This is a genomic window from Aliivibrio logei (assembly GCF_001691055.1).
GTDB lineage: Bacteria > Pseudomonadota > Gammaproteobacteria > Enterobacterales > Vibrionaceae > Aliivibrio > Aliivibrio salmonicida.
This window is the reverse complement of sequence record NZ_MAJU01000024.1, coordinates 98468-123391: the sequence shown is the minus strand read 5'-3', so window position 1 is coordinate 123391 and position 24924 is coordinate 98468. Positions and strand designations below refer to the sequence as shown.

Genomic DNA, 24924 nt, shown 5'->3' with positions numbered 1-24924 from the left:
ATCAAATCCCTTTGTAGGCAACTACGAAGGGATTTTTTTTATCTGTTATGATAAATAAAGGCAATTTTAAAGAGTCAGATATTATGGAAGAGAAGTTTAAACATTCGCTAAGGATTAGCTGGTCATATTTTTTATTTTTAAAGCAACGCATTATTCATGATCGATTAACGGTCAGTGCCGGTTATATGGCCTATATTACGTTGTTATCATTGGTTCCTTTAGTCACCGTCTTACTTTCTGTGTTATCTCAGTTTCCTATTTTTTCAGGAGCAGGAGAGACAGTGCAAGAGTTTGTGATTCAGAATTTTGTACCAGCCGCCAGTGATGCGGTTGAAGGAAGTCTGAAAGAATTTATTTCAAATACGGGCAAGATGACCGCCGTTGGGTCTGGGTTCTTATTTGTTGCCTCTGTGATGTTGATATCGGCAATTGACCGTAGCTTGAATTACATTTGGCGAGTGAAGAAAAAGCGTCGTCCAATGTATTCATTTTCATTGTATTGGATGATTTTAACCTTAGGTCCATTACTGGTTGGGGCTAGCTTAGCGGCGACATCGTATGTGACGTCATTAAAAATTATGGATGATGAAATCGTCTCCAGTTTTTATCGAACGTTACTGGGGTGGTTACCTATTATTTTGTCATTCTCAGCATTTTTAGGGTTGTATTTACTGGTTCCAAATAAAAAAATACGAGTAAGACATGCGCTTATTGGTGCGATGTCAGCAGGGTGCTTGTTTGAAGTCAGCAAGGTGGGATTCGCACAATACATCACGCAATTTCCATCTTATGAAGTTATTTATGGCGCTTTAGCGGCGGTACCGATTCTATTTGTGTGGATTTATCTGTGTTGGATCATTGTGTTAATTGGCGCAGAAATTACGGCAAGTCTGGGTGAATCCGATCAGTGGTTGATAGATAAAATAAATACGCATGTATTTGATGCTGAGAATACGGCATTAACAGAATCAAAAGGATTAACAGAATCAAAAGGATTAACAGAAAGTGATAGCACTGATCCAAAGAGTAAGTGAAGCCTCAGTACGTGTTGATGGCGAGATCACAGGTGAAATTAATCAAGGTTTATTAATATTACTTGGTGTTGAAAGAGAAGACGATGAAGCGAAAGCAAAACGCTTAATGGAAAGAGTTCTGACTTATCGTATCTTTGAAGACGACGAAGGGAAAATGAACTTAAATGTGCAACAAGTGAATGGTAGCGTATTGGTTGTTTCTCAGTTTACTTTACCTGCTGATACGAAAAAGGGAACGCGTCCTGGGTTTTCTAAAGGTGCGAACCCTATCGACGCTGAGCGCTTATATGATCACTTCTCTGATTTATGTGAAGAAAAATTAACTACGCAAAGAGGCCGTTTTGCGGCTGATATGAAAGTATCGTTAGTGAATGATGGTCCTGTGACATTTTGGTTGCAGGTCTAAGAGCAGGGACTAGGTTTTAGATTCGTTTGCTTTTAGCTCCTCCCCCTTAATAAGGGGGAGGTTGGGATGGGGTCAAGAACTAACAGCGCATAATCAAGGTAGATTGGTATTCAATTCTACCTGTATCGCAATAACCCCTCCCTAACCCTCCCCTTATTAAGGGGAGGAACAGTATTGTGACCGCTGAAATCACAACGATCATCCCTGAACTCTGCAAGGGAGCTTGCGACCGATCTGAACCCTGCTCTAATTTTTATAAAAGGATTTATATGTTTCGATTGATCACCCCAACCACAGAGGCCGAACTAAAAGCCTACTATCATTTTCGTTGGCAAGTACTGCGTGAACCTTGGCGTCAACCTGAAGGCTCTGAGCGTGATGCGTATGACGACATGAGTCAGCATCGGATGATTGTTGATGGCAGAGGGAAGCCCGTGGCAGTCGGACGTTTATACCTTACTCCTGATAATGATGGCCAAATCCGCTATATGGCGGTTTCTCCACATTGTCGCGGTAAAGGCATTGGTGCATTGATAATGGTCGCCCTAGAGTCTTACGCACGCCAAGAAGGGGCTAAACGTCTGGTATGTAATGCCCGTGAAGAAGCAATTCCGTTTTATGTGCGTAATGGGTTTGCAAATCAAGGGGAACTGAGTGATGAGCGTGGGCCTATTCGTCATCAACAAATGTTAAAACCGCTTGATCCATTGTCAGACGTTATTCGTAGGCCTGATTGGTGCGCTGAATTGCAAGATCGTTGGGATAAAGAAATTCCGATTAGCGATAAAATGGGCATTAAAATTACACAATATACTGGTTATCGCTTTGAAGTTAGCGCGGTACTAAATGCAAACCTTAATCCTCATAATACGATGTTTGCAGGCAGTATTTTTACCATGGGCACGTTAACCGCGTGGGGAATTGTGTGGTTGTTGCTTAAAGAACGAGGTTTGGATACCACCAGTATTATGCTTGTTGATAGTCATATTCGTTATCGTCAACCAATCACAGAAAACCCAAAGGGCATTACGTCGCTCAATTGTTTACAAGGGGATTTTGATCGTTTGAAATCAGGTAAACGAGCGCGTGTAAAAGTAACGGTTGCTTTGTGTAATGGTGATAAGCCTGCGGCGGAGTTTTCAGGGACGTTTATGTTGATGAGGGAGTAAGAGCAGGGCGCTTCGCTTAAGGAGGGACTTCGTCCTTAAGGGTTCAGGAAGAGAAAAAAGCAGAGGTGTTTGCTTTTAAGCTCCTCCCCCTTAGTAAGGGGGAGGCCGGGAGGGGGTCAAGAACTAACAGCGTGTAATCAAGGTAGATTGGTATTCAATTCTACCTGTATCACAATAACCCCTCCCTAACCCTCCCCTTATTAAGGGGAGGGTACAGTACTGTGATCGCTGCGGTTACAACGACATAGAATGGTTCTCCCCCTTTATATCTGCTGTTATGAGATCGATATAGTGAATACAAGGGGGAGTTAGAGGGGGTTGGTTATGTTGTTTTTATTATGCAGATAAACGAAACTTCTTCATTTATAACCTCTCCTAACCTCCCCTTATTATTGACAATTACTACCAAGTAACATTGATGAAAAAGGGGGAGGAACAGTATTGTGAATGCTGTAATCACAACAATCCCCGTGAACCCTAAGTTTTTACTTTTACTTCGCCTGCATCGCTGCCCACCACGCCTCATCTGCAACAATCTGTCCCGTGCCATCTAATTGAGGATAAGGAAGTTTCTTACGTTTTGCGACACGAGCAAGTACAGGGTGACCACGCTCAAACAAGACATTATTAATATACTCTGCTGGCAACGCACTCTCTTCACGGTCATACATCCCCGCTAAATCACGCTGACGCTGTGCTTCATATAAAATCAAGGCACTGGCTACTGATACGTTTAATGACTGCACCATGCCAACCATAGGGATGATAATGTCATGGTCGGCCATTGCTAATGCTTTTTTGCTGATGCCCGTTTTTTCACTGCCAAGAATGATGGCCGTTGGTTTGGTGTAATCAATTTCACGAAAATCAACCGCAGTATCAGACAAGTTAGTGGCTAATATTTGCATTCCTTGGCCTTTTAATACCGCAAACGCCTCATCAATATTCTTATGTGTTTCAACTTCAACCCAATTACGTGCACCCGCAGAAGTATGAGCAAGTGTTTTCATTTGCTCTGTTGGCCAAACGGCGTGAACTTTATGTACACCTGTAGCATCAGCAGTACGAATAATGGCAGAGACATTATTAGGTTTATGCACTTCTTCTAAGCAAAGGGTCAGATCAATTTGGCGAGAAGTTAATACAGAAGTGATTCGTTGGTAGCGTTCTAAGTTCATGAGTTTAATTCTTGAAATAGGTTAGAGGGACTAGGGACGAGTAAGGGCAGTAAAATTGGAACTAGAAACTATACGCGGTGCTAACTAGAGACTATAAGAGCATTATATTACTAGATTGGAAGACCATTCTTAAATCGGTCAATGCTTTTGATTTTATAGTTTCTAGAGCGAAGCGTTCTAGTTAGCGCAGCGTATAGCTCTTACTAAAAGGACGAAGTCCGTATTCGAACCTCGTCCCTCGCTTCTAGTTCTTATGTCTACGAACTTTCAATGCGTGCGGCATTACTCGAATACGACGCATTATTTCCGCTAAATGTGTGCGATCTTTCGCCGTTAATTCAATGGTGACTGTATACAATCGGCCATCTTTTTCTTCGGTAGAAATACCACGGATATTCGATCCCGTACTCGCGACAACATTGGTTAAATCAGCCAATGCACCTTGATGGTTTTGCAGATCAATATCTAGAGCGGTTGCAAATTCTTGATCAAATTCGTCCGCCCATTCAACGCCCATGTATTTATCTAATTCTTTTTGATAACCACGAACATTGGCACAGTCTTCCATATGAACGACAAGACCACGACCAGGACTAACATGAGCAATGATGTGATCACCAGGAATAGGGCGACAACAGTTAGCGAAGGTCAACAATATCCCATCAGCACCGCGAATCGGTAATTTTTTACCTGTCGAGGTTTCAATGTTAGACGAGTTTTGCTCGGTCAGTTCGTCGGCATCACCAAGTAATCGGCGAGCAACGACAATACTCATTAATTCGCCTAAACCAATGGCCGCTAATAAATCGTCTTGTGTGGCTAATTTAAGATCCGATAAAACGTGCGTCATGTTTTCTTCAGAAACATCATCCAAAGACAAATTATGACCCAATGCATGATTCAATAGGCGACGACCCAAAATAACAGAGTCTTCTTTGCGCATTGTTTTAAGCACTTGGCGGATCTTAGTTCGAGCTTTAGAGGTCACCACATAGTTTAACCAAGCCGCGTTTGGACGCGCACCTGGAGCACTAATTATCTCAACCGTTTGGCCACTTTTCAGCGGTTTACTTAATGGATAAGGTTGACGGTTTACACGAGAGCCAACGCAGCTATTACCAACATCTGAGTGAACGGCATAAGCGAAATCGACCGCAGTAGCACCTACTGGCAGTTCAAAAATACGGCCTTTAGGGGTGAAGACGTAAATTTCGTTCGGGAATAAATCCGATTTTACGTTTTCAATAAATTCAAATGAGCTACCTGCGCTTTGTTGAAGTTCAAGTAGGCTTTGCATCCAACGCTGAGCGCGAATTTGAGCTGTCGTACTGCTTGAGTTATCACCCTCTTTGTACGACCAATGTGCAGCAACCCCTTTATTTGCCATTTGTTCCATGTCTTCGGTACGAATTTGTACTTCAACAGGGACACCATGCGGACCAACCATTGACGTATGAAGAGATTGGTAGCCGTTGGCTTTAGGGACTGCGATGTAATCTTTAATGCGACCAGGGCGAGGTTTATAAATACTATGAACCTGACCTAATGCGCGATAACAGGTATCAACATCATCAGTGATGACTCGGAAGGCGTAAATATCCATAATCGTGTGGAAGCGCTGTTCTTTATTTTTCATCTTATGATAGATGGCGAACAAGTTCTTCTCACGACCAACCACACGACCTTTAATGCCTGCTTCAGCAATACGGCCTTCAATTTCTGCGTGGATTTTTTGGATCATCTCTTTACGGTTGCCACGAGCTGACTTTACCACTTCTTTTAATACGCGATAGCGATTAGGGTAAAGCGCTTCAAAACCAAGTTCTTCTAATTCGGTTTTGATATTGTGGATACCAAGGCGATGCGCCAAAGGAGAGAATATTTCGAGGGTTTCACGAGCAATACGACGACGTTTGTCAGGGCGTAAAGCACCGAGCGTACGCATGTTGTGAGTACGGTCAGCAAGTTTGATCAAAATAACGCGGATGTCTTGCACCATCGCCATGACCATTTTTCGGAAGTTTTCAGCCTGCGCTTCTTTTTTATCGCGGAACTTAAGTTTGTCCAGCTTAGAAACGCCATCCACTAATTCAGCAACGGTATCGCCAAACTGCTCTGCAAGTTCTTCCTTGCTTACTTCGGTGTCTTCAATGACATCATGAAGTAATGCAGCCATTAGCGTTTTGTGATCGAGTCGCATTTCTGCAAGGATACGAGCCACAGCTACTGGGTGAATGATATAAGGTTCGCCCGTTGAGCGAGTTTGCCCTTCATGGGCCTCTTTTGCTACCAGATAAGATCGACGAAGAGCCTCAATGTGAGGCTCTGGCAAATAATCTTTGGCAACATCTTTCAGGCTATCGAATAAATCCAAATTTCGCCCCGTCAGGTTTGCTTATTATTAACGCGTATTTATCTACTTAAAGATAAATAATAGCGATTAACGATTGTGTGTGATTGAGCTTACTGCTGCTAGTTCAGCGGCATCTTGCTCTTGTTGCTCTTGACGTTCACGAGCATCAAGTAGATCTTTTGTGATCAGGCCTTCTTCGATTTCACGAAGAGCGATAACAGTTGGTTTATCGTTCTCTTCAGGCACTAGCGCATCTTTACCGCCAGTTTGTAGTTGGCGTGCGCGACGAGATGATACTAAAACAAGGTCGAAACGGTTGCCGATTTTCTCAACTGCGTCTTGAACGGTTACACGTGCCATGAGGACTCCAAAAATGTTAAAAAATATTATATGACGAGAAATTATACAAGTATCAGTGCTAACTTTCTAGATACGAATACTCTTGATAGATAAAATAGTCAAGTAAAGGTCGATTAATCGGCTAAAAGAGCTGACAACATGCCTTTATATTTTGATGTTTGTTTATCTTGTTTTAAGCGCTCTGCACGGATAATAGCTTTAAAATCCATTTGTGCGGTATCAAAATCGTCATTAATAATCACATAATCATATTCATTATAGTGAGAAATTTCTGATTTTGCTTCGCTCATTCGTTTCGCAATGACCGCTTCACTGTCTTGTCCGCGAACATTTAGTCGACGCTCAAGTTCACCATTTGAAGGTGGTAAGATGAAAAGGCTTTTTGCTAAAGGCATTTGTATGCGAATTTGACGAGCACCTTGCCAATCAATATCCAAAAATACATCAATGCCTTTATCTAACGTTTCTTCGATCCAAACGCGAGAAGTTCCGTAATAATTACCAAATACTTCGGCATATTCCAAAAACTCATTTTTTTCAATTAACTCTTCAAAATGCTCTTTCTGCATAAAATGGTAATGAACACCATCTGTTTCTCCTGGGCGCATACCACGAGTAGTATGAGACACAGAGACTTTCATAGCATAAGTTGGGTTGCTTTCTAACAGTGCCGAGATCAAACTCGACTTACCAGCACCACTTGGCGCTGACACAATATAAAGTGTACCTTTACTCATGATAGATTCTCTTGGGAGTTATGGCATTTCTCTTTTAAATAACACTTAAAAGGTAAAAAAAAGATGAATGCGAAGCATAGAAAATTGGGTGGCGAAGAATAGCACAATCAACCGTTAATTTGAACGAAATAAATACGCTAATTGAAATAATAATTTTGTGTTAACTTGTCTTAGCACTATCATTAGAGCGTAACCAATTAATTATCATATTTATTATAGCAATAACGGTGGATAACTCCTTATGCCTTCACATTTACCTAAGTCGTTTAGTAAACCTTTTTTAAAGGTCTTTCATATTTTAGAAGCCATATTATTAGTTGCTATTACGCTAGCAACCTTGTTTGCAATGGTGAACGAATTTATTCATGTATTTACTGAACGGCAAATTCAGTTAACCGATATTCTTTTAATGTTTATTTATCTTGAAGTGTTGGCCATGGTGCAACAATTCGTGATGAACGGAAAAATCCCCGTTCGCTATCCTATTTATATCGCTATGATGGCCATTGCACGTTACATCACATTGGGAATGAAAGAGATCGATGCAACCTTGGTTGTTTGGTTAGCGTTAGCGGCTTTTATCCTTGCTGCGGCGACGTTATTGATCCGAGTTGGACATCATTACTGGCCGTATGACGTGAATGAGAATAAACATTATGATGAGTAGCGTTAACGCTATTTTTTGTTTGTATTCAAATAATAGCGAATGGAATTAAGGTATTAATTTATACTGAGTATTATTGTTATTTTAGAATCTTAGATAAGCATTGACCTAATTTTAGTCCTAGTAATGGTGGTACGGCATTGCCTACTTGAGTATATTGTGGCACTTCAAATTTGCGCATTTGACCACCTGTAGTGACTTTCGAACGGAATACAAAATCATCAGGGAATGATTGGATTCTTGCTATTTCACGAACGGTTAGTACTCTCAGTTCATTTTCGTCGTAATGGCACGCATCATCTGGAATAGATAGTGCAGCAGGAGCTGGAGCGTTAGCAACCAAAGCTTTTTGTGTTTGTTTTTTTGTAGGGTGTGCCTGAAGATATTTGATAAACTCTTGTTTAGAAGAGAATGAAGATAACTCTCCGCTAATTTGAAGATATTTATAGCTACGGCATATATTCCATATGTCATCAGATAAACTTGTATCATTACCTTTTAAAATACTAAAAATTGCCTGAGTTACTGAACGCTCGTTAATAGATTGAAGTATTTGGTATACCCTAAAGCGACGACGAACAATGTCTCCATTTCTACGGAACTCATGGTTTGATAATGTATTTCTCTTTGGTAGCATTCTAAATGTAGAGTTTAGATTTTTTATAAACTCAGAAGGCTTTGATGGATTATGTTGCTTTAAATCATCTAATGCATCTTTGATTGTTATAGTTTTACCATTTACTAAACTAGACAAAAACGACATTTCGAATAATTTACGATGAGCTGGCTTGACAGCATCAAAGTACTCAAGGTGTCCAAATGGTAGTGACTCCCCAAATTTTTGCACTAATTTATAAAATTCAACTGAGGGTGTGAATAGTTTTTCATCTGGGCTTCCTAACTCGAATCTTTGAGCTATATTTTTATAATGTTCAAAATTTACAGCTATCATAATAAATCGAGGACGATTTTGTGCAATTCCTGCTAATCGTGCATTGATATGTAAGCAAAGAGGAATATAACCAATTGAAGCAAATACTTTTGCTACTTCATACCACGCATGAAAGCTATTGCCTTTCGAGTCTTTAAATGCGTGTAAAATTCCAGTTACATTCTCAAGCATTGCTACTTTAGGTTGAGTATGTTTAACAAATTTTGCAAATTCCCACGGAAGTGTGTTCTTTTCACAGTCACGCTGACGTAAACCTGCCATACTAAAGCTTTGACATGGTGGACCACCAGAAACTAAATCAAGACTTCTGGTTGCTCCAAAAGCAGTTCGGAGTTGTGAAACCAATTCTTCATCAGAATCTAGTAACTTGTTTAGTTCAACAATACTTCCTACAACTAACTTCCCTTTAATATTTGACGTTTTATTTGGTATGTCACTATTACCATCAGAATTATAGCTAGGGAAAGTAAATGGATTTTCTCGTAGACGTGGTTTTAATGTTGAGTAGTTACTATTTAGCCAAAGAGTATGTTTCGCTTTTTGTTGTTTATTGGCTAATTCTTCTAGGTTTTCATTAAAGAAATTGTATGCAAATGATTCTGCCGCCATTGGTGAAAGCTCATTAGCCATCATTAATTTAAAACCACTTTGTTCTAAGCCTAAAGAAAGACCTCCACAACCAGAAAATAATTCAATATGATTCACACACAACCTCGGAAATTGTAATTTATAAAGAGTATGTTATTTAAAATTGAGCTAAAAGTCCAGGGAGAATATGATTTATGCTTAGAGTTATAGTGGCTTCTTTTAGATTGTATAATGCATCGTTATAAAAAATTCTATAATTATTAATGTTATTTTTTGTGCAAGTTTAACTCTCAATTATCTATGAACTTTATTGAGTCTGAGCATAAGATGAGTGATCATTGACTGACTCTTTAAAAGCTGGAAATGTACTTAATTGAAGTTACTAGTTTTGGCTATCTACGTTACTTAGTTATGTAGTATCTAATATCAATGTTTAATTTTTATTTTAACTGCTGCAGTTATTGTTTATTGATGTTATGTAATTGCTTTATTTAAGAATCGGTATACTAATGGAACTTATACAAATATGAATACAAGAGAACTTACACCAGATGAGCTAGGAAAGACAAAAGTTTTAGATGAGTCAGGTACTACTTATGAACTTCTTTTTTTGACGAATACGGGTTTAACTAAAAGTATTTTGGATGCTACTGCCCCTATAGTTGATTTGCTAAAAAATGAGCAATTACATGACTATGATTTACAGTCTCAAGGGGTTGAACATAAAGTAATGCTTCCATGTATAATTTTTAGTAATGGCATTAGAGAAGAGACTAAAGTTTCATTATATTGCGCAAATACTCGAGGTGATAAGCGTTTTTGGCCTGGAAGGTTTCGTGATTTTGCATCTTCAGAGCAAGTGTTTGCATTATTTGCTGAAAATAATAATGTTGTACTTTTAAATTTATCGGATAATTGTCCGCTTACCCTAACGGAATCTTCTGATTTTTATGAAATGCTAGAGCGTATTAAATATGCTCCTAATGAATACCTAGATGTTCAAAGCTTAAGTAATGAAACTGAAGTTGAAGATACTGTTAGTAGTGAAATAGATGAAGCATCTAGGTTTGAAGTAGAGCTTATTCAAAGAATAAAAGAAGGTCGTCGTGAAACCACTAAGCTTGAAACGGATGATAAAGTTCTAGCTAGGGTTACAGATGGGATCTATCGATTACCTGGATCTGCCATAAGGGAGCTCATTTCGAATGCTTATGATGCGGATGCTGAAAATGTATATGTAAGTACTGACGTCCCTCGATTCAATTCCATGACCATTAGAGATGATGGCAATGGAATGTCAGTAGATACATTGGTTAATATGATTCGCCATATTGGTGGCAGTGCCAAAAGAACAGCTAAAGGTCAAGAGCTAAAAGTAACGGATGATAATGACTCATCATTAAGTCCCAATAAAAAACGAAAGCTAATAGGTAAAATAGGCATTGGCCTTTTCAGTGTGGCTCAGTTGACTCGGGATTTTGAGATCATTACTAAGCAGAAAGGTGATGATTTTTATTCAAGAGCAAAGGTTTCATTATTTAACTATTCTGAAGAGAACATAGAGAAACAATCTGGCGATGAGCGCGGTAAAAGCTTTCAGACCGGTAATGTTGATATTTGGAAGGAGGAAACAGATAACCTTAGTGCTCACGGTACAGATATCATACTTAACAATATAAAGATAAGTGCAAAAGATCAATTACGTAGTGTGGATATTTGGGGGCAAACAGAAAACGAAACTGATAAAGATGAGGAGTCGGATGATATTCTAGACTCCTCAAAAGCTATTCTTCCCGATTTCCATGTTGGGTATCTAGAGAAAGACTCTGAAGGCACCGATGTCTATCAACAAGAAATGGCGAGGTCCCCAGAACTACCTTGGACAGATGATACCTTACCTGAGGAAAAATTTAAAAAACTTTATGAAGGTATTTTGGATAGAACCAAGAATGCTGTAAGTCCAAAATTGAATTTAGTTTTGGATAACTATCTAAATATGCTTTGGACTCTTGGTCTTTCGATCCCTCTTCCTTATATAGAAAAACACCCATTTGATCTAACTAAGGAGGATATATCTGATATATATGTAATTAGTAATAAGAAAAAAGGTCAAGTAAGTGATACTTCAGAATTACTTTCTGAAAATGATAGATTAGGTGATAAGTTTGGCTTTTCTTCTCAAAAAATAAAATCGAACTTTAATGTTATAGTTGATGGGGTAAAGTTATTTAGGCCACTTAAATTTACCAATTTGCCTGAATCAAAAGCTATGGTGAAGAAGCCAATACTATTTGTGGGAAAATATCAAACTAATTTGTCTGATATGGCTCTAGAAGATTCAGCTGGAAACTTAGAGTTTGAAGCATATGCTTTATGGAGCCCAAAGGTTAGCCCAAGAGATCATAATGGTTCATTAATTAGAATCAATAATGCGTCGGGAATAATGTTTGATGAAACATTTATGAAGCATCAGGTGGCAGAACACACTATAAAAAGTCAACTTACTATTGAAATCTTCGTGAGTAAAGGTTTGGATTCTGCTTTAAATATTGATCGTGAGTCTTTTAATATTGCTCATCCTCATTATCAAATTGTTATGAGATGGCTACACAGTGTATTAAGACAAGTTGTAAATAGATATAAGCAAATAAAAAAGGAAAAGAAAAAAGAAATAGAGGAAACTTATAAGGACGACTTCTCTAAAGCTCTAGATGATATAGTTTCTAAAAGTTATATTTCTAATAAAAAAGATCCACATGAAAGATCTAATTTGCTTGTTTCAAATGACAATGAGGAGGAAGAAGTAAATGACAATGATAAATTCGTTGTAGCTGATAGCTTTGTTGTTTCTTCAGAACGGATTGATAAAGTTTTTGAGCCTATAAGAAGGAATAAAAGTAAGCAAACACAAATAATGAACAAATCAGAAGCAATACTTCAGATATTAGATTCATATGGGCTGTTGGAGAATATGACAGTAGAGAGACAGGAAAGCTTAGTCGTTGACTTGATAGAAGTTATTAAGTTGGAGGGTTAATGTATGAACTTATTTGATTCTGATGACTCCCTGATTGATGATGAAGTTTTTGGTTCTGTATCACAAAGCTTGTCGCAAGACTTTAAACCTTGGCATAAGCCTCGAAAGCAGTTTATTAGAGACAAGCAATGGCTTGAACAATTTAAGCGTCTACTTGGTAGTAGTAAATATAGAAGTATTGACACTGTTAATTATTTTGGTTTACCCGGTGGAGACCTACTTGATATTAACTACTTGTATGAAGGAATGCTCAATAGTAGTAGGAGTGGTAGCAAGAGATTAGGGTTTCATGGTTTTATTAACAGTTCTACTGATTTTAATAAAGCTCAAGGTGAGTTATCTAAAATTTTAGATAAGGATAGAATTGAAGGTAGGTCAGTTGTAGAAAGATTTCGTTTTGAAGACTTACAAAAAACCAATTCTGATGCTTGGGTTAGAGTAAAGAACTTTGGTGATTATCACTTCATAAACTTAGACTTTTGCAACAATGTGATGTCTCATGAAACTTTGGTTTCTATCTATAACTTACTACAACATCAAATGAAGAAAGTTATTGGTATCCCATGGTTATTCTGTTTAACTACTAGATTAAATAGAGATAGTACAACAGAAGCAATTGTTAGTAGGTTTAGGGATATAATAACTGAGTCATTGGGAACTCAGCAGTTAAATGAGAAAATAGAAGAATGCTTTTCTGAAGTCCATAACTACTTCTCAGATAGAGAAACTGAAGGTGATATAGGTGGTGTCGAAGATGACACTCTAATGAACCAGATTTTACAAATATGCTTGGTTCTATGGATATTGAAAGAAGCTACTGGTAGAAATTTCAAGGTTGCTTTGAAAAGTAGTATGAAATATTCCGTTGATCTATTTTCTCGAGAATCTGATATGCACTCTTTTGTTTTTAGCTTTGAAAAAGAGGAAGAGTTCACTTCGGACTTACTAGGGTTAAGTGAAGGTAATGAAAGTGCTGCCAATGAAGTAGATTTTGACACAATAGCTACTCCAGCATTAGATAGACTGTCAAATAGTATCGATGTAGATAATATTTTAGAACAAGATAAAGAGTCTCTTAATTCATACGCTGATGATATGATTAGATGGTTGGGTCGTTGTGGATATGATACTTCGAACTACAAGGAGTTTATGTCCACTAATTATGGCTACAATTTTGATTAGAGCATTGTAAACTTAGGCATCCAATTGCTAAAATCGGATGTCTAGTTTTAATGAATTAGCTTTCACTCGTTCATTGATTCCGGCTTTATTAACATAGGTATGAGATTCGTTCTTATGGCGGTTAAGCGCTACATAAGTTTCTCGTTGGCCCATTCGGCCAGAATACAAAGTGAATGTGTTTCCGTCTATAGTGGTATCTTGAGAGCTGAAAACGGTTAACGCGTAAGCATGACAGATATTTAAACCTATATGATCGCTGTATTCTGAAGCTCTAAATGACACGATACGCTTATCATCAAGTTCAATCGAAAGCTTTGTATAACTATCACTTAATTCCGTGACTTCTTTAATGGTGCCTAAAGTTCCGTTTGAAACTTGAAAGCGTCGATACTCATTGCGGAAAAATTTAATTCGATCACCTACGGAATATTCGTATTTAAACTGTTTATCCGCAATGCAACACGTTAGTTTGATACTTTCCGTTCCCACTTTGCCTTCACGAATGTAGATCTGGCGAATTGCTTTACTTAGCTCTTTAACGTCTTTCCACTCACGAGTGATTACTAAGAATTGTTTTTCAGGATGACTCTTTTTATACAGCACCCAATCTCCTACTAGCTCCAGAATAGCTTCTTCGTTAGTATCGGCCCAGTGTACACAGTTATGTTTACTAAGTACTTTTAGCGCTTCTTGTGAGCGTTTATCTCGCAGATTTACAACTACTTGCTTTACCCATTTTTGACACGGCAAAATTATTGAACCGTGTTGGGCATCATTACTGGCCGTATGAAGCGAACGAAAATAAGCATTATGATGAATAGTTTAAGCATTATTTTTTGTTTGTAACAACAAACGCCCCTCTAGCTATTAGTTATTGGGGCGTTTTACTAGGAAGTAGCTGAAATAGAAGGGTGTTTTTTCGCTGTAAGGATTGTGTAAAAAAAACGTAATACTTATTGTGAATTGAATCGTATGTCGTTATCTTCACTCTTGTATTTAGGTATTTTTGCAAGTGTTGGCGGGATTGTTGCCTACTTTAAGCTTGGTCAGGTATCTTCGCCATTTACCGCATCTATTTGTTTCTTATTTTTTCCACTTATTGCTTTGAGTCTTTCGGTTTGGTTTGCGGGAAATAGCATATCAACAACCTCTGTTTTATTGTTGCTGCCATTACTTTGTGGAATTTTAGTTACTAAGCTTGAAGTGTCTTTTTGGACTAAGCTCTTTTCATTTGGTATGGCTGAGAGAGAAAATAGAGGGTAAATAAAAGAACGAATGCGTTATTGATGCCAATAAAAAAGCCCTGTTCAGTTCCGGGCTTTTAGTAACGAATTCAAACCGAATTACTCAATATTCTGAATTTGCTCACGCATTTGTTCGATAAGTACTTTAAGCTCAACGCCAGATGCCGTTACATCGGTGCTGATAGATTTAGACGCGAGCGTATTTGCTTCACGGTTAAATTCTTGCATCATGAAATCAAGTTTACGGCCACAAGCACCGCCTTTCTTCATCACATTTGTTGTTTCTTTTACGTGTGAATCCAAACGATCTAGTTCTTCAGCGACGTCAGATTTTTGAGCAAGAAGAATCAGTTCTTGTTCAACACGGCCAGAATCTAATTCAATTTTCGCATCTTCAAATTTAGTCAGAAGACGAGTACGTTGCCACTCTAAAATTTCAGGCATACGTGCGCGAACTTTTGCCGCTTCTTCTGTGATTGCATCTAAACGCTGAACGATCAGCGCTTTCATGTTTTCGCCTTCGCTTGCGCGTGCTTCAACGAAATCATTCACTGCTAATTCAAATTCAACCAACAGTTCTTTGTTGATTGAATCGAAATCTTGTTCAGGGGCTTCCATGACACCTTGCCATTGAAGTACTTGGAAAGGGTTAATACCGCCTTCGCCTGACTCAGTTTTTACCCACTGTGCCGCTTTAATTACTTGGCGAGCAAGGTCTTCGTTGATTTTTAATTCGCTGCTTGCGGCATTGTTTGCTTCAAAGCGTAAGTGACATTCCACTTTACCGCGAGCAAGGCGTTTACGAAAACGCTCACGTAATACCGGCTCTAAACTGCGAAATTGTTCAGGCATACGGAAGTAAGTTTCTAAATAACGTTGGTTTACTGAGCGGATTTCCCACACAGCAGTTCCCCAATCGCCTTTTACTTCGCGGCGTGCGTAAGCTGTCATACTGTAGATCATGTAAGCGTCCTCAAATCATCAATAGGAAGGATGATGAATAAAATATTGGGCATACTATAGCAGATAAGCGCTTTCGGAAGTAAGTGGCGCTTATCAAAGAAACAGACGCTATGCTTTATTCTTGTACTTGGGTATAATCGCCGACAATTTGTCATAACCAAGGTATCTGCCATGCGTCCTAGCGGAAGAACAGCTCAGCAAGTCCGTCCAATTACGATTACTCGTCACTTTACTGCACACGCAGAAGGGTCTGTATTAGTTGAATTTGGTAATACAAAAGTAATTTGTACTGCAAGTGTTGAAGAAAATGTTCCTCGCTGGTTAAAAGGCAAAGGTAAAGGTTGGGTAACGGCTGAGTACGGCATGCTACCTCGTGCAACACACACACGTAACCGTCGTGAAGCAGCAAGTGGTAAACAAGGCGGCCGTACGATGGAGATCCAACGTCTGATCGCTCGTAGCCTACGTGCCGCGGTTGACCTTGAAGCTCTTGGTGAGCAAATGATCACCGTCGATTGTGATGTTATCCAAGCGGATGGCGGTACACGTACCGCGTCTATTACTGGTGCAAGTGTGGCATTAGCTGACGCAATCAATCATATGATCGCATCAGGCAAGCTGAAAAAGAACCCAATGAAAGGGCACGTTGCTGCTGTTTCTGTTGGTATCTATAAAGGCGAAGCGATTTGTGACCTTGAGTATTTAGAAGACTCTGCCGCAGACACCGACATGAACGTCGTAATGATGGAAGACGGTAAGATGATTGAAGTGCAGGGCACGGCAGAAGAAGCGCCGTTCTCTCATCAGGAATTGTTAGACATGCTGGCTCTGGCGCAACAGGGCATCAATGATATCATTGAGCAGCAGAAAGCGGCGTTGGCCGAATAATCGATTGTGATGGCTCCTGATTCAGGGGCTATTTTTTTATGTATTTTAAGAGCAGGATTCAGATCGGTCGTAAGCTCTCTTGCAGAGTTCAGGGGCGATTGTCTTTATTACAGTGTTCACAATACTGTTCCTCCCCTTGTTCACAAATGTGACTTGGTTTTCAATACCAATAATAAGGGGAGGCTAGGAGGGGTTGTAAATGATGAGATTCGGTTTATCTGAATAACGTAAAAACAGCATAACCAACCCCCTCTAACTCCCCCTTGTATTAACTATGTCGATCTCATGGTAATAGTGATAAAGGGGGAGAACGATTCTTTGCCACTGTGATAAAGACGATCGCCTCTGAATCCTGCAGCGTAGTTACCTGAGACCGACTTTACTGATTTATAAGTTATAATTATTAACCAAAAAAGAGAGAATGAAGATGAAAGCATACCAGCGTGAGTTTATTGAATTTGCCCTTGAGAAAGAAGTATTAAAGTTTGGTGAGTTTACTTTAAAGTCTGGCCGTAAAAGCCCATATTTCTTTAACGCTGGCTTGTTCAATACCGGTCGTGATTTAGCGCGTTTAGGTCGTTTTTATGCGGCGGCATTGGTTGATTCAGGTATTGATTACGATGTGTTATTTGGTCCTGCATACAAAGGCATTCCAATTGCAACAACGACAGCGGTAGCATTGGCTGATCACCACGATACAGATAAACCATATTGCTTTAACCGTAAAGAAGCGAAAGATCACGGCGAAGGTGGCAACTTAGTCGGTAGCGCACTTGAAGGTCGCATCATGCTTGTTGATGACGTGATCACGGCAGGTACAGCAATTCGAGAATCAATGGAAATTATCCAAGCGAATGGGGCTGATCTTGCGGGTGTTCTTGTTGCGATTGACCGCCAAGAAAAAGGCAAAGGCGAATTATCTGCGATTCAAGAAGTAGAGCGTGACTTTGGTTGCTCTATCATCTCAATCGTAAGCCTAACAGACCTAATTTCTTTCTTAGAAGAAAAAGGCTGTAATGTTGAGCAATTAGACGCAGTGAAAGCGTATCGTGCAGAGTTTGGTATTTAATACCAAATACTTAATGCATAGACAAGTTGTTAGTAGCGTCTCTTAAGTAAAGAACGATAAGTGGTTGGCTTCGGCTCTGCCACTTTTTTTGTTTTTGGTTCAGTGGTTACTGGCGTCATATCGACATCTAACCATTGCGACATTTTTTGCCACAGCGTTTGATCTAACTCAGGGTGGTTAATCAAAAAGCTGCTCTTTTCCGAAAACATATCCTGATAGGCTTTGTCTTCAGACATGACCCCAAGTAATGGGTATTTCATGTGTTGTAGTACCTTGTGAACAAACTCTGTCCCTTGCTTATTTTCCTTGCAGCGAGTGATCACAAACGCCAATTCTACCTTCTTATTTTTAAACGTTGGTGACTTGATAAGATCTTTAATAAAGCCCAGCATGGAATGCACATCAATCGGTGAAGGTTGAATTGGAAAAATAATTTTGTCTACCATCGAGATATACTTTTCCATTTCAAACTGACTAAAATTAGACGGAGAATCAATCACCGTGATCTTTGTGTCTGCTTCTAATCGTAGGGCTAAAGAAAAGGGCAGATTGGATGAAGGTAAAAACTTGGTGGTTCTAACCCCTTCGCTTTTATTGCCCCAAAAGTGACTGGTTCCTTGAGGGTCTAGATCGATAATTTCAGTTTTTACGTTTTGATGCGCATAAAAAGACGCCATTGCAATAGCAAAGGTTGATTTACCTGCCCCCCCTTTACGGTTGATAACAAGGACTTTTTTACACTGTGCTCGTTTATATCCAACTAACATACTTAACTCGCTAACTTGGCGGACTTATCATTGCTTATAACTAAGTAACTAATATGCCATGTAAATAATCTGTAATACTTCATTCTATACGTAAAATTTGACGCTGTTACATAAAACGTAACAATTTTACTTTTCATTTTTATCGATTAAAGCGTACTTTTTGTAAAAGTAACGCGTAAACTGAAATAAGTTATATATTGAGGTTAAGCCCATGCAAGAAAACCATAAGATTTTAGTTGTTGATGATGATGCCCGTCTTCGTTCTTTATTAGAGCGTTATTTATCTGAGCAGGGCTTTCAAGTACGCAGCGTAGCAAACAGTGAGCAAATGGATCGTTTGTTGGCTCGTGAAACGTTTCACTTAATGGTATTGGATTTAATGTTACCCGGTGAAGATGGCCTTTCTATTTGCCGTCGTTTACGCAGTAACAATAATCTGCTGCCTATTTTAATGCTAACGGCGAAAGGCGACGAGATCGATCGTATTGTTGGCTTAGAAGTTGGGGCGGATGATTATCTACCAAAACCATTCAACCCACGTGAACTGCTGGCTCGTATTCGTGCGGTATTACGTCGTCAAGTAACAGAAGCCCCTGGTGCACCAAGTGCAGAAGATAAAGTGGTTGAGTTTGGCGACTTCCGTCTAAATTTAGGCACGCGTGAAATGTTCCGCAATGAAGAACCGATGCCACTGACTTCTGGTGAGTTTGCGGTATTAAAATCGTTGGTGACGAACATGCGTGAGCCAATGTCGCGTGATAAGTTGATGAACATGGCGCGTGGCCGTGAGTATTCGGCAATGGAACGTTCGATTGATGTTCAGATTTCTCGCCTTCGTCGTATGATTGAAGAAGATCCAAGTCGTCCTCGTTATATTCAAACGGTATGGGGCTTAGGGTATGTATTTGTCCCTGATGGCGCATCTTCGTAATATAAACCATTAAAATAAGTTCTTTCCTGAGATAGTCAGGGGAGAACTTATCTCTATCATCACGCTTTGTTTTATCCCTCTGTGTCTAAATCCTCTATACTTTGCGTCCATTTTATTTACTTCTTCTGAGAATGCCCATGAAAAGCACCTTCGCCAGAACACTTCTATTACTTGCCTCTCTTCTTACGGCAAGCCAAATATTTTCTTATCTTGCTGTATTTAACTATGCGTTATTGCCTAGTTTGCAGCAATTTAACCGTATTTTGGCTTATGAAGTTCGCTTGATGCTGTCAGAAGATGTCGTTTTGAAAAATGGAAACAGTGTTCACTTAGGGCAACCACTACGTCGTCAATTGTTAGAGCAATTAGGCGTGAGTATGCACACCGAAGATGATCCTGAAATGGTCGAATATTATCACGCGAGTCCAATCGAATTTTTAAGTGAGGAGATGACTCAAGAATTAAATTCACCAACAGAGGTGCGTTTGATCTTAGGCGCTGACAGTTATGTTCTATGGATGAAGAGTGATGCAATGCCGCAGTTTTATATGCGTATTCCTTTATCTGAATTGCAAGAAGACGATTTTGTTCCGCTCTTTAGAAACAGTTTATTCATTGCTCTTTTGGTTATTCTTGGAGGGTGGGCATTTATTAAAATTCAGAACCGGCCTTTGATGGCGTTACAAACCGCCGCTAGAAAAGTGGGGAAAGGTGAGATCCCAGAGCCACTACCAGAAAGAGGGGCTTCTGAAATCCAAGCCGTTACTCGCGCCTTTAATCAAATGGCAAAAGGGATCCAACAGTTAGAGCAAGACCGAGCATTATTGATGGCGGGTGTCAGTCATGATATTCGTACACCATTGACTCGTATTCGTTTGGCGACAGAAATGATGTCACCCGCAGACAGCTATTTAGCTGAAAGTATGATTAAAGACACGGAAGAGTGTAATGAGATCATCGGTCAATTTATGGATTACCTTAAACCTATCGCGAAACAAGATTTCATTGATGTGGATATCAATACCATCATTAATGAGGTGATCATTGCGGAAGGTGGGTACGAGCGTGAAATTGAAACGAATCTAGTGGATATTCCTAAAGCATTGCATGGTAATGGCATTGCTGTGAAACGAGTTATCACGAATTTGATTGTTAATGCGATTCGTTATGGGGGAGATTGGATTGAGGTATCGACGCGCATTTCGGCAGACCATAAAACAGCGTGGGTAATCATTGAAGATAATGGCCCCGGTATTGACCCCTCTCAGTTGGAGTCGGTATTTGAACCTTTTACTCGGGGTGATACCGCGCGGGGCAGTGAGGGGACAGGATTAGGTTTGGCTATCGTGAAGCGGATTGTTGCCCAACACCAAGGTGAGGTGAGTCTATCTAACCGAAGTGAAGGCGGTTTGAAGGTTCAGGTAGTGTTTCCGCTGAGGAAATAAAAGAGAAGAGTAGGGACGAGATAAGAGGACGCTTTCGCTCGATGGGCGAGGAAGAGCAAAAGCAGAAGAGCTAGAATTTAGATCGCTTTGCTTGCAGCGTGCACAATACAGTTCCTCCCTTATTCGTTAACGTGACTTGGTAGTAATTATTAATATAAGGGGAGGCTAGGAGGGGTTGTAAATGATGAATTTGAATTTATCGTAGTGTAAATACAACATAACCAACCCCCTCTAACTCCCCCTTGTATTAACTATGTCGCTTTCATAGCCATAGCTATAAAGGGGGAGAACCATTCTTTGTCGCTGTAATAATAGTGCTCGAGATTTGAAACTAGACACTATGCGCTAGCGCTAACTATACCGCTTTGCTCCTATGAGAGCAAAAGCGGAAGAGCTAGAATTTAGATCGCTTTGCTTGCAGCGTGCACAATACAATTCCTCCCCTTGTTCGTTAATGTGACTTGATAGTAATTGTTAATATAAGGGGAGGCTAGGAGGGGTTGTAAATGATGAATTTGAATTTATCGTAGTGTAAATACAACATAACCAACCCCCTCTAACTCCCCCTTGTATTAACTATGTCGCTTTCATAGCCATAGCGATAAAGGGGGAGAACCATTCTTTACCGTTGTAATTACAACTCCTATCTCAGAATTCTGCCAGCGAAGCGATCTGAACTCTGCACCACCCAAACATAAAAAAAACCGCAGACGATAATCATCTGCGGTCTTTTTTGTTTTTACTCGTCCCTCGAGCGAAGCGTACTCGCCTCTGCCCTTAGATCTTAGCTTCTTCTTTCTCTTCTTCAAACACTTCACTACTTGGAAGAATAATATTAAGAAGAATCGCCGTTACCCCACCAGCGGTTACACCCGAAGAGAAAATGTTTTTAATCATCTCTGGCATGAATTGAAGAATCTCAGGTTTTTGTGCCAAGCCAAGCCCCATAGAAAACGACATTGCCATGATTAAAATTGCGCGGCGATCTAAGTCAACACGAGAAATAATACGCACACCGGCAGCGGCAATCGTACCGAACATAACAATCGTTGCGCCGCCAAGAACCGGTTCAGGAATGATTTGAACCATGCTTGCTACGCCTGGGAATAGGCCTAAAATCACCAACATGCCCGCAATGAAATAACCCACATAGCGACTTGCTACGCCAGTTAATAAGATAACGCCGTTGTTTTGGCTGAACGTCGAATTCGGGAAGCTGTTGAACGCGGCAGCGATTGCCGAGTTAATACCATCCGCTAACACGCCACCTTTAATGCGTTTTAAGTAAATTGGCCCTTTCACTGGCTGACCTGATACTTCTGATGTTGCCGTGATATCACCAATCGCTTCTAATGCGGTGATTAAGAAAATCAACACCAGCGGGATAAACAAAGACCAATCAAAACTCAACCCATATTGCATTGGGATAGGCAGAGCTATTAACTCAGCATCATGAGACATTGTGGTGTTTAGCATTCCCATTGCCCATGCGGCAAGTGTACCGACACCCATCGCGATGACGATAGAGGCCATACGAAGATAAGGATTGGTTGAACGGTTTAGAATGACAATAATAAGCAGAACGGTGCCTGCCAGTGCCAGTTTATCTAAGCTACCAAATGACCCGTCGCCCATTGCTGCATAACCGCCACCCATAGAAACAAGACCAACTTGGATAAGCGTAAGACCAATTAAGGTAACCACAATGCCAGAGACAAGCGGGGTAATGATCTTTTGAGCAAACTGCAATACACGAGATAAGAAAATCTCAGCGGTTGATGCCACTAGGATGGTACCAAAAATTGCGGCCATCATGGTTGGGACATCTGCGCCACCAGCCTTAAGAGCAAGACCTGAACCAATGATGGGACCTAAAAAGTTAAAGCTTGTGCCCTGAACAGAAAGAAGCCCCGATCCAATTGGACCAAAGGTTCTAATTTGGATAAAAGAAGAAATACCAGAAGCGAACAGAGACATACTAATAATCGTATTTGTTTCTGCAGCAGAGACACCAAGTGTCTGACAGATGATCAGAGAAGGGGTAATGATCGCAACAAACATAGCCAATAAATGCTGAAGTGCAGCAAATAAGGTTTGCGGTAGTGGTGGACGATCATCTAACTGATAAATAAGCTCAGATGGTTTTGTGGTGCTGTTTTGAACGGTCATGGCCGATATTCCTAATGGTGTAACGTGTCTTCATGGTTCGCTGACTGGGAGCATGAAGTGAGAAGGCATCAATCTGTGATTGCTGTTAATCAGAACCTATCTCTATTGGGGTGTTATTGAGGAGTCATGAATAACGTACTCGATCAATTTGGACGGTATTTTACGGATAATTAAGCAGAAAGCAATCGTTTGCTATGAATTTTAAAAGAGGGCCAGTTTGATAGCGAAAGAAGGCGTCAAATGAGAGGCGGTTTTACTCAAAACGCTTACCCGTTCGACAAAGAGTATAAACATCAATGTGCTCAACGCCGGCTTTACGTAACTCGATACAGAGTAAATTAATGGTGGCTCCGGTTGTAACCACATCATCAATAATGGCCACGTGTTTTTCTTTGATGGGTTTGATGATATGGAAAGCCGCAATCAGATTTTTTTGACGTTCAACGCGAGATAACCCTTGCTGAGGTTGAGTGGCTTTAATGCGTTGAAGGGTGTGTATATCACAGCGAACGTTAGTGCTATTTGGTCGTGCGTTAAGTTGTTTTTCTAATGCCCAAGCGAGCATGGCACTTTGATTGTACGATCGCCACCATCGACGTTTCCAATGCAAAGGAACGGGTAACAATAAAGGAGCAGGAGTCGAAATCCTCGGGACGAGCAATGACGTAAGATCATGAGCATACCAGAACTTCTGTCCATATTTTAAACCGTTAACGTATTCTTTTAATGGATCAGTGTAATTTCCAATACAGAATAATCGATCCCACAGTGGTGGATCCGTTAAGCATTCACCGCATTGCTCTGCTTCATGCTCTGTTTGTAATCCACAACGTTGGCAACGAGGAAGGGATTTGATGAGAGCAAGACAATAAGAACACCAGATTGTCTCCGAAGGTGGCATAGCAAGACGGCAATAATCACAATGATGTGGTCCTAACTTTTGCATTGACCTACGTAGCAACTTAATGAACACTTATTTTCTCTTAATTAATTCTCTTGGATAGGCAGTGTAGATGACAACTTCTCTTTATTGGCAAACGGAAGGCAAAGGTTCCGATCTGGTTCTCATTCACGGGTGGGGAATGAATGGGGCAGTATGGCAACCTATCATCGAGCAATTAAGTGATCATTACTGCGTGCATACGGTGGACTTATCTGGCTATGGGCACAGTGCTGATTTGGGCAGTGCTGATTTTAATACGATGGTCGAGCAAGTTTTAGCGCAAGCCCCGGAGAAAGCAGCATGGCTAGGTTGGTCTTTAGGAGGGTTGATTGCGACTAAAGCGGCGTTAATTGCCCCTGCTCGTGTCACAAAACTCATCACGGTAGCCAGTTCCCCTTGTTTTGCTGCTGAGAAAGGATGGCGCGGAATTAAACCCGCGGTATTAACCCAATTTACCGAACAATTAAAAGACGACTTTACCTTAACGGTTGAGCGTTTTATGGCTTTACAGGCGATGGGAAGCCCGAATGCAAGGCAAGACGTAAAACAAGTGAAGAGCGCTGTTTTTTCTAGGCCGACGCCAAATCAAGCGGCTTTAGCTACAGGTTTAACTATTTTGGCCGATACAGACTTAAGAGAAGTCTTGTCTGAATTATCAATGCCGGTTTGTCGTATGTATGGTCGATTGGATGGGTTGGTTCCTGTTAAGGTCGCTCATGATGTGGATGAATTGCTGCCTAATTCCAAGAAAGTGATTTTTGAACAGGCTTCTCATGCGCCATTTATTTCTCATAGCGATGAATTTATCGCTGAATTAACGTGTTTTTTGAATTGCTAGATTAAGG

General features: G+C 40.2%; 21 protein-coding genes and 1 pseudogene. 12 read left to right on the top strand and 10 right to left on the bottom strand.

Going from position 1 to position 24924, the window contains the following annotated elements:
• The first annotated feature begins 83 nt into the window (after nt 1–83).
• The 3 genes from A6E04_RS16220 (at nt 84) to A6E04_RS16210 (ending at nt 2609) form a co-directional block, all read left to right on the top strand.
• Nucleotides 84–1034 (top strand): virulence factor BrkB family protein, encoded by a 951-nt coding sequence (locus A6E04_RS16220; RefSeq protein WP_065611943.1) that lies wholly within the window; start codon nt 84–86, stop codon nt 1032–1034.
• Nucleotides 1006–1440 carry a D-aminoacyl-tRNA deacylase gene (gene dtd / locus A6E04_RS16215; RefSeq protein WP_065611894.1) on the top strand — a complete coding sequence of 145 codons (435 nt, stop codon included), beginning with the start codon at nt 1006–1008 and terminating at the stop codon, nt 1438–1440. Before A6E04_RS16220 ends, dtd begins: the two co-directional genes overlap by 29 nt.
• 269 nt (nt 1441–1709) lie before the next feature.
• The gene (locus A6E04_RS16210; protein ID WP_017022165.1) at nt 1710–2609 is read left to right on the top strand and encodes a bifunctional GNAT family N-acetyltransferase/hotdog fold thioesterase; all 900 of its coding nucleotides are present in this window, start codon (nt 1710–1712) and stop codon (nt 2607–2609) included.
• A gap of 491 nt (nt 2610–3100) precedes the next feature.
• On the opposite strand, the gene trmH is transcribed toward A6E04_RS16210, so the two are convergent.
• The 4 genes from trmH to gmk all read right to left on the bottom strand — a co-directional run bounded on the left by trmH (nt 3101) and on the right by gmk (nt 7237).
• On the bottom strand, nt 3101–3787 hold the full coding sequence (gene trmH / locus A6E04_RS16205) for a tRNA (guanosine(18)-2'-O)-methyltransferase TrmH (RefSeq protein ID WP_065611893.1): 687 nt from the start codon (nt 3785–3787) through the stop codon (nt 3101–3103).
• A 244-nt stretch (nt 3788–4031) separates the two neighbouring features.
• Nucleotides 4032–6161, bottom strand: a complete 2130-nt coding sequence (gene spoT / locus A6E04_RS16200) for a bifunctional GTP diphosphokinase/guanosine-3',5'-bis pyrophosphate 3'-pyrophosphohydrolase (RefSeq protein ID WP_017022163.1) — start codon at nt 6159–6161, stop codon at nt 4032–4034.
• 66 nt (nt 6162–6227) lie between these two features.
• Nucleotides 6228–6500 (bottom strand): DNA-directed RNA polymerase subunit omega, encoded by a 273-nt coding sequence (gene rpoZ, locus A6E04_RS16195; RefSeq protein WP_017022162.1) that lies wholly within the window; start codon nt 6498–6500, stop codon nt 6228–6230.
• Nucleotides 6501–6613: 113 nt separating this feature from the next.
• On the bottom strand, nt 6614–7237 hold the full coding sequence (gene gmk, locus A6E04_RS16190) for a guanylate kinase (RefSeq protein ID WP_065611892.1): 624 nt from the start codon (nt 7235–7237) through the stop codon (nt 6614–6616).
• Between the two features lie 241 nt (nt 7238–7478).
• Between gmk and A6E04_RS16185 the strand changes: the two genes are divergently transcribed.
• On the top strand, nt 7479–7904 hold the full coding sequence (locus A6E04_RS16185; RefSeq protein ID WP_065611891.1) for a phosphate-starvation-inducible protein PsiE: 426 nt from the start codon (nt 7479–7481) through the stop codon (nt 7902–7904).
• A 76-nt stretch (nt 7905–7980) separates the two neighbouring features.
• Here A6E04_RS16185 and A6E04_RS16180 read toward each other — a convergent pair whose 3' ends face one another.
• A complete protein-coding gene (locus A6E04_RS16180; RefSeq protein WP_065611890.1) occupies nt 7981–9558 on the bottom strand; it encodes a DNA cytosine methyltransferase in 1578 nt (525 codons plus the stop codon).
• A 409-nt stretch (nt 9559–9967) separates the two neighbouring features.
• On the opposite strand from A6E04_RS16180, the gene A6E04_RS16175 reads away from it, so the two are divergent.
• Together A6E04_RS16175 and A6E04_RS16170 are read left to right on the top strand one after the other, a co-directional pair.
• Nucleotides 9968–12478 carry an ATP-binding protein gene (locus tag A6E04_RS16175; RefSeq protein ID WP_244886288.1) on the top strand — a complete coding sequence of 837 codons (2511 nt, stop codon included), beginning with the start codon at nt 9968–9970 and terminating at the stop codon, nt 12476–12478.
• A gap of 3 nt (nt 12479–12481) precedes the next feature.
• Nucleotides 12482–13660: a PP_RS20740 family protein gene (locus A6E04_RS16170; protein WP_065611889.1), complete on the top strand. Its 1179-nt coding sequence runs from the start codon at nt 12482–12484 to the stop codon at nt 13658–13660.
• A gap of 27 nt (nt 13661–13687) precedes the next feature.
• Here the strand turns inward: A6E04_RS16170 and A6E04_RS16165 are convergent, their stop codons facing one another.
• Nucleotides 13688–14410 carry a hypothetical protein gene (locus A6E04_RS16165; protein ID WP_065611888.1) on the bottom strand — a complete coding sequence of 241 codons (723 nt, stop codon included), beginning with the start codon at nt 14408–14410 and terminating at the stop codon, nt 13688–13690.
• A gap of 240 nt (nt 14411–14650) precedes the next feature.
• On the opposite strand from A6E04_RS16165, the pseudogene A6E04_RS16160 reads away from it, so the two are divergent.
• A pseudogene (locus A6E04_RS16160) lies at nt 14651–14923 on the top strand (EamA family transporter); the annotation flags it as partial.
• An 80-nt stretch (nt 14924–15003) separates the two neighbouring features.
• On the opposite strand, the gene A6E04_RS16155 reads toward A6E04_RS16160, so the two are convergent.
• On the bottom strand, nt 15004–15867 hold the full coding sequence (locus A6E04_RS16155) for a YicC/YloC family endoribonuclease (RefSeq protein ID WP_065611886.1): 864 nt from the start codon (nt 15865–15867) through the stop codon (nt 15004–15006).
• 171 nt (nt 15868–16038) lie between these two features.
• Here A6E04_RS16155 and rph point away from each other — a divergent pair, with 171 nt between their 5' ends.
• Nucleotides 16039–16755 carry a ribonuclease PH gene (rph, locus tag A6E04_RS16150; protein WP_017022159.1) on the top strand — a complete coding sequence of 239 codons (717 nt, stop codon included), beginning with the start codon at nt 16039–16041 and terminating at the stop codon, nt 16753–16755.
• Between the two features lie 427 nt (nt 16756–17182).
• Complete coding sequence (gene pyrE / locus A6E04_RS16145; RefSeq protein ID WP_017022158.1) at nt 17183–17824, top strand: orotate phosphoribosyltransferase; 642 nt, start codon at nt 17183–17185, stop codon at nt 17822–17824.
• A 29-nt stretch (nt 17825–17853) separates the two neighbouring features.
• Here the strand turns inward: pyrE and A6E04_RS16140 are convergent, their stop codons facing one another.
• Nucleotides 17854–18591, bottom strand: a complete 738-nt coding sequence (locus tag A6E04_RS16140) for a ParA family protein (RefSeq protein ID WP_065611885.1) — start codon at nt 18589–18591, stop codon at nt 17854–17856.
• A gap of 211 nt (nt 18592–18802) precedes the next feature.
• On the opposite strand from A6E04_RS16140, the gene ompR reads away from it, so the two are divergent.
• Nucleotides 18803–19522: an osmolarity response regulator transcription factor OmpR gene (ompR, locus tag A6E04_RS16135; protein WP_017022156.1), complete on the top strand. Its 720-nt coding sequence runs from the start codon at nt 18803–18805 to the stop codon at nt 19520–19522.
• 137 nt (nt 19523–19659) lie between these two features.
• Nucleotides 19660–20967 carry a two-component system sensor histidine kinase EnvZ gene (gene envZ, locus A6E04_RS16130; protein WP_083199058.1) on the top strand — a complete coding sequence of 436 codons (1308 nt, stop codon included), beginning with the start codon at nt 19660–19662 and terminating at the stop codon, nt 20965–20967.
• Nucleotides 20968–21744: 777 nt separating this feature from the next.
• Here the strand turns inward: envZ and A6E04_RS16125 are convergent.
• Together A6E04_RS16125 and A6E04_RS16120 are read right to left on the bottom strand one after the other, a co-directional pair.
• The gene (locus tag A6E04_RS16125) at nt 21745–23136 is read right to left on the bottom strand and encodes a uracil-xanthine permease family protein (protein WP_065611883.1); all 1392 of its coding nucleotides are present in this window, start codon (nt 23134–23136) and stop codon (nt 21745–21747) included.
• A 253-nt stretch (nt 23137–23389) separates the two neighbouring features.
• A complete protein-coding gene (locus A6E04_RS16120; RefSeq protein ID WP_065611882.1) occupies nt 23390–24082 on the bottom strand; it encodes a ComF family protein in 693 nt (230 codons plus the stop codon).
• Nucleotides 24083–24149: 67 nt separating this feature from the next.
• Between A6E04_RS16120 and bioH the strand changes: the two genes are divergently transcribed.
• Nucleotides 24150–24917: a pimeloyl-ACP methyl ester esterase BioH gene (bioH, locus tag A6E04_RS16115; protein WP_065611881.1), complete on the top strand. Its 768-nt coding sequence runs from the start codon at nt 24150–24152 to the stop codon at nt 24915–24917.
• Nucleotides 24918–24924: the final 7 nt, after the last annotated feature.

Coding starts and splice junctions, on each gene's coding strand:
- A6E04_RS16220 (WP_065611943.1), top strand. CDS start 84: ATGGAAGAGAAGTTTAAACATTCGCTAAGGATTAGCTGGTCATATTTT.
- A6E04_RS16210 (WP_017022165.1), top strand. CDS start 1,710: ATGTTTCGATTGATCACCCCAACCACAGAGGCCGAACTAAAAGCCTAC.
- trmH (WP_065611893.1), bottom strand. CDS start 3,787: ATGAACTTAGAACGCTACCAACGAATCACTTCTGTATTAACTTCTCGC.
- rpoZ (WP_017022162.1), bottom strand. CDS start 6,500: ATGGCACGTGTAACCGTTCAAGACGCAGTTGAGAAAATCGGCAACCGT.
- gmk (WP_065611892.1), bottom strand. CDS start 7,237: ATGAGTAAAGGTACACTTTATATTGTGTCAGCGCCAAGTGGTGCTGGT.
- A6E04_RS16185 (WP_065611891.1), top strand. CDS start 7,479: ATGCCTTCACATTTACCTAAGTCGTTTAGTAAACCTTTTTTAAAGGTC.
- A6E04_RS16175 (WP_244886288.1), top strand. CDS start 9,968: ATGAATACAAGAGAACTTACACCAGATGAGCTAGGAAAGACAAAAGTT.
- A6E04_RS16170 (WP_065611889.1), top strand. CDS start 12,482: ATGAACTTATTTGATTCTGATGACTCCCTGATTGATGATGAAGTTTTT.
- A6E04_RS16155 (WP_065611886.1), bottom strand. CDS start 15,867: ATGATCTACAGTATGACAGCTTACGCACGCCGCGAAGTAAAAGGCGAT.
- rph (WP_017022159.1), top strand. CDS start 16,039: ATGCGTCCTAGCGGAAGAACAGCTCAGCAAGTCCGTCCAATTACGATT.
- pyrE (WP_017022158.1), top strand. CDS start 17,183: ATGAAAGCATACCAGCGTGAGTTTATTGAATTTGCCCTTGAGAAAGAA.
- A6E04_RS16140 (WP_065611885.1), bottom strand. CDS start 18,591: ATGTTAGTTGGATATAAACGAGCACAGTGTAAAAAAGTCCTTGTTATC.
- ompR (WP_017022156.1), top strand. CDS start 18,803: ATGCAAGAAAACCATAAGATTTTAGTTGTTGATGATGATGCCCGTCTT.
- envZ (WP_083199058.1), top strand. CDS start 19,660: ATGAAAAGCACCTTCGCCAGAACACTTCTATTACTTGCCTCTCTTCTT.
- A6E04_RS16125 (WP_065611883.1), bottom strand. CDS start 23,136: ATGACCGTTCAAAACAGCACCACAAAACCATCTGAGCTTATTTATCAG.
- A6E04_RS16120 (WP_065611882.1), bottom strand. CDS start 24,082: ATGCAAAAGTTAGGACCACATCATTGTGATTATTGCCGTCTTGCTATG.
- bioH (WP_065611881.1), top strand. CDS start 24,150: ATGACAACTTCTCTTTATTGGCAAACGGAAGGCAAAGGTTCCGATCTG.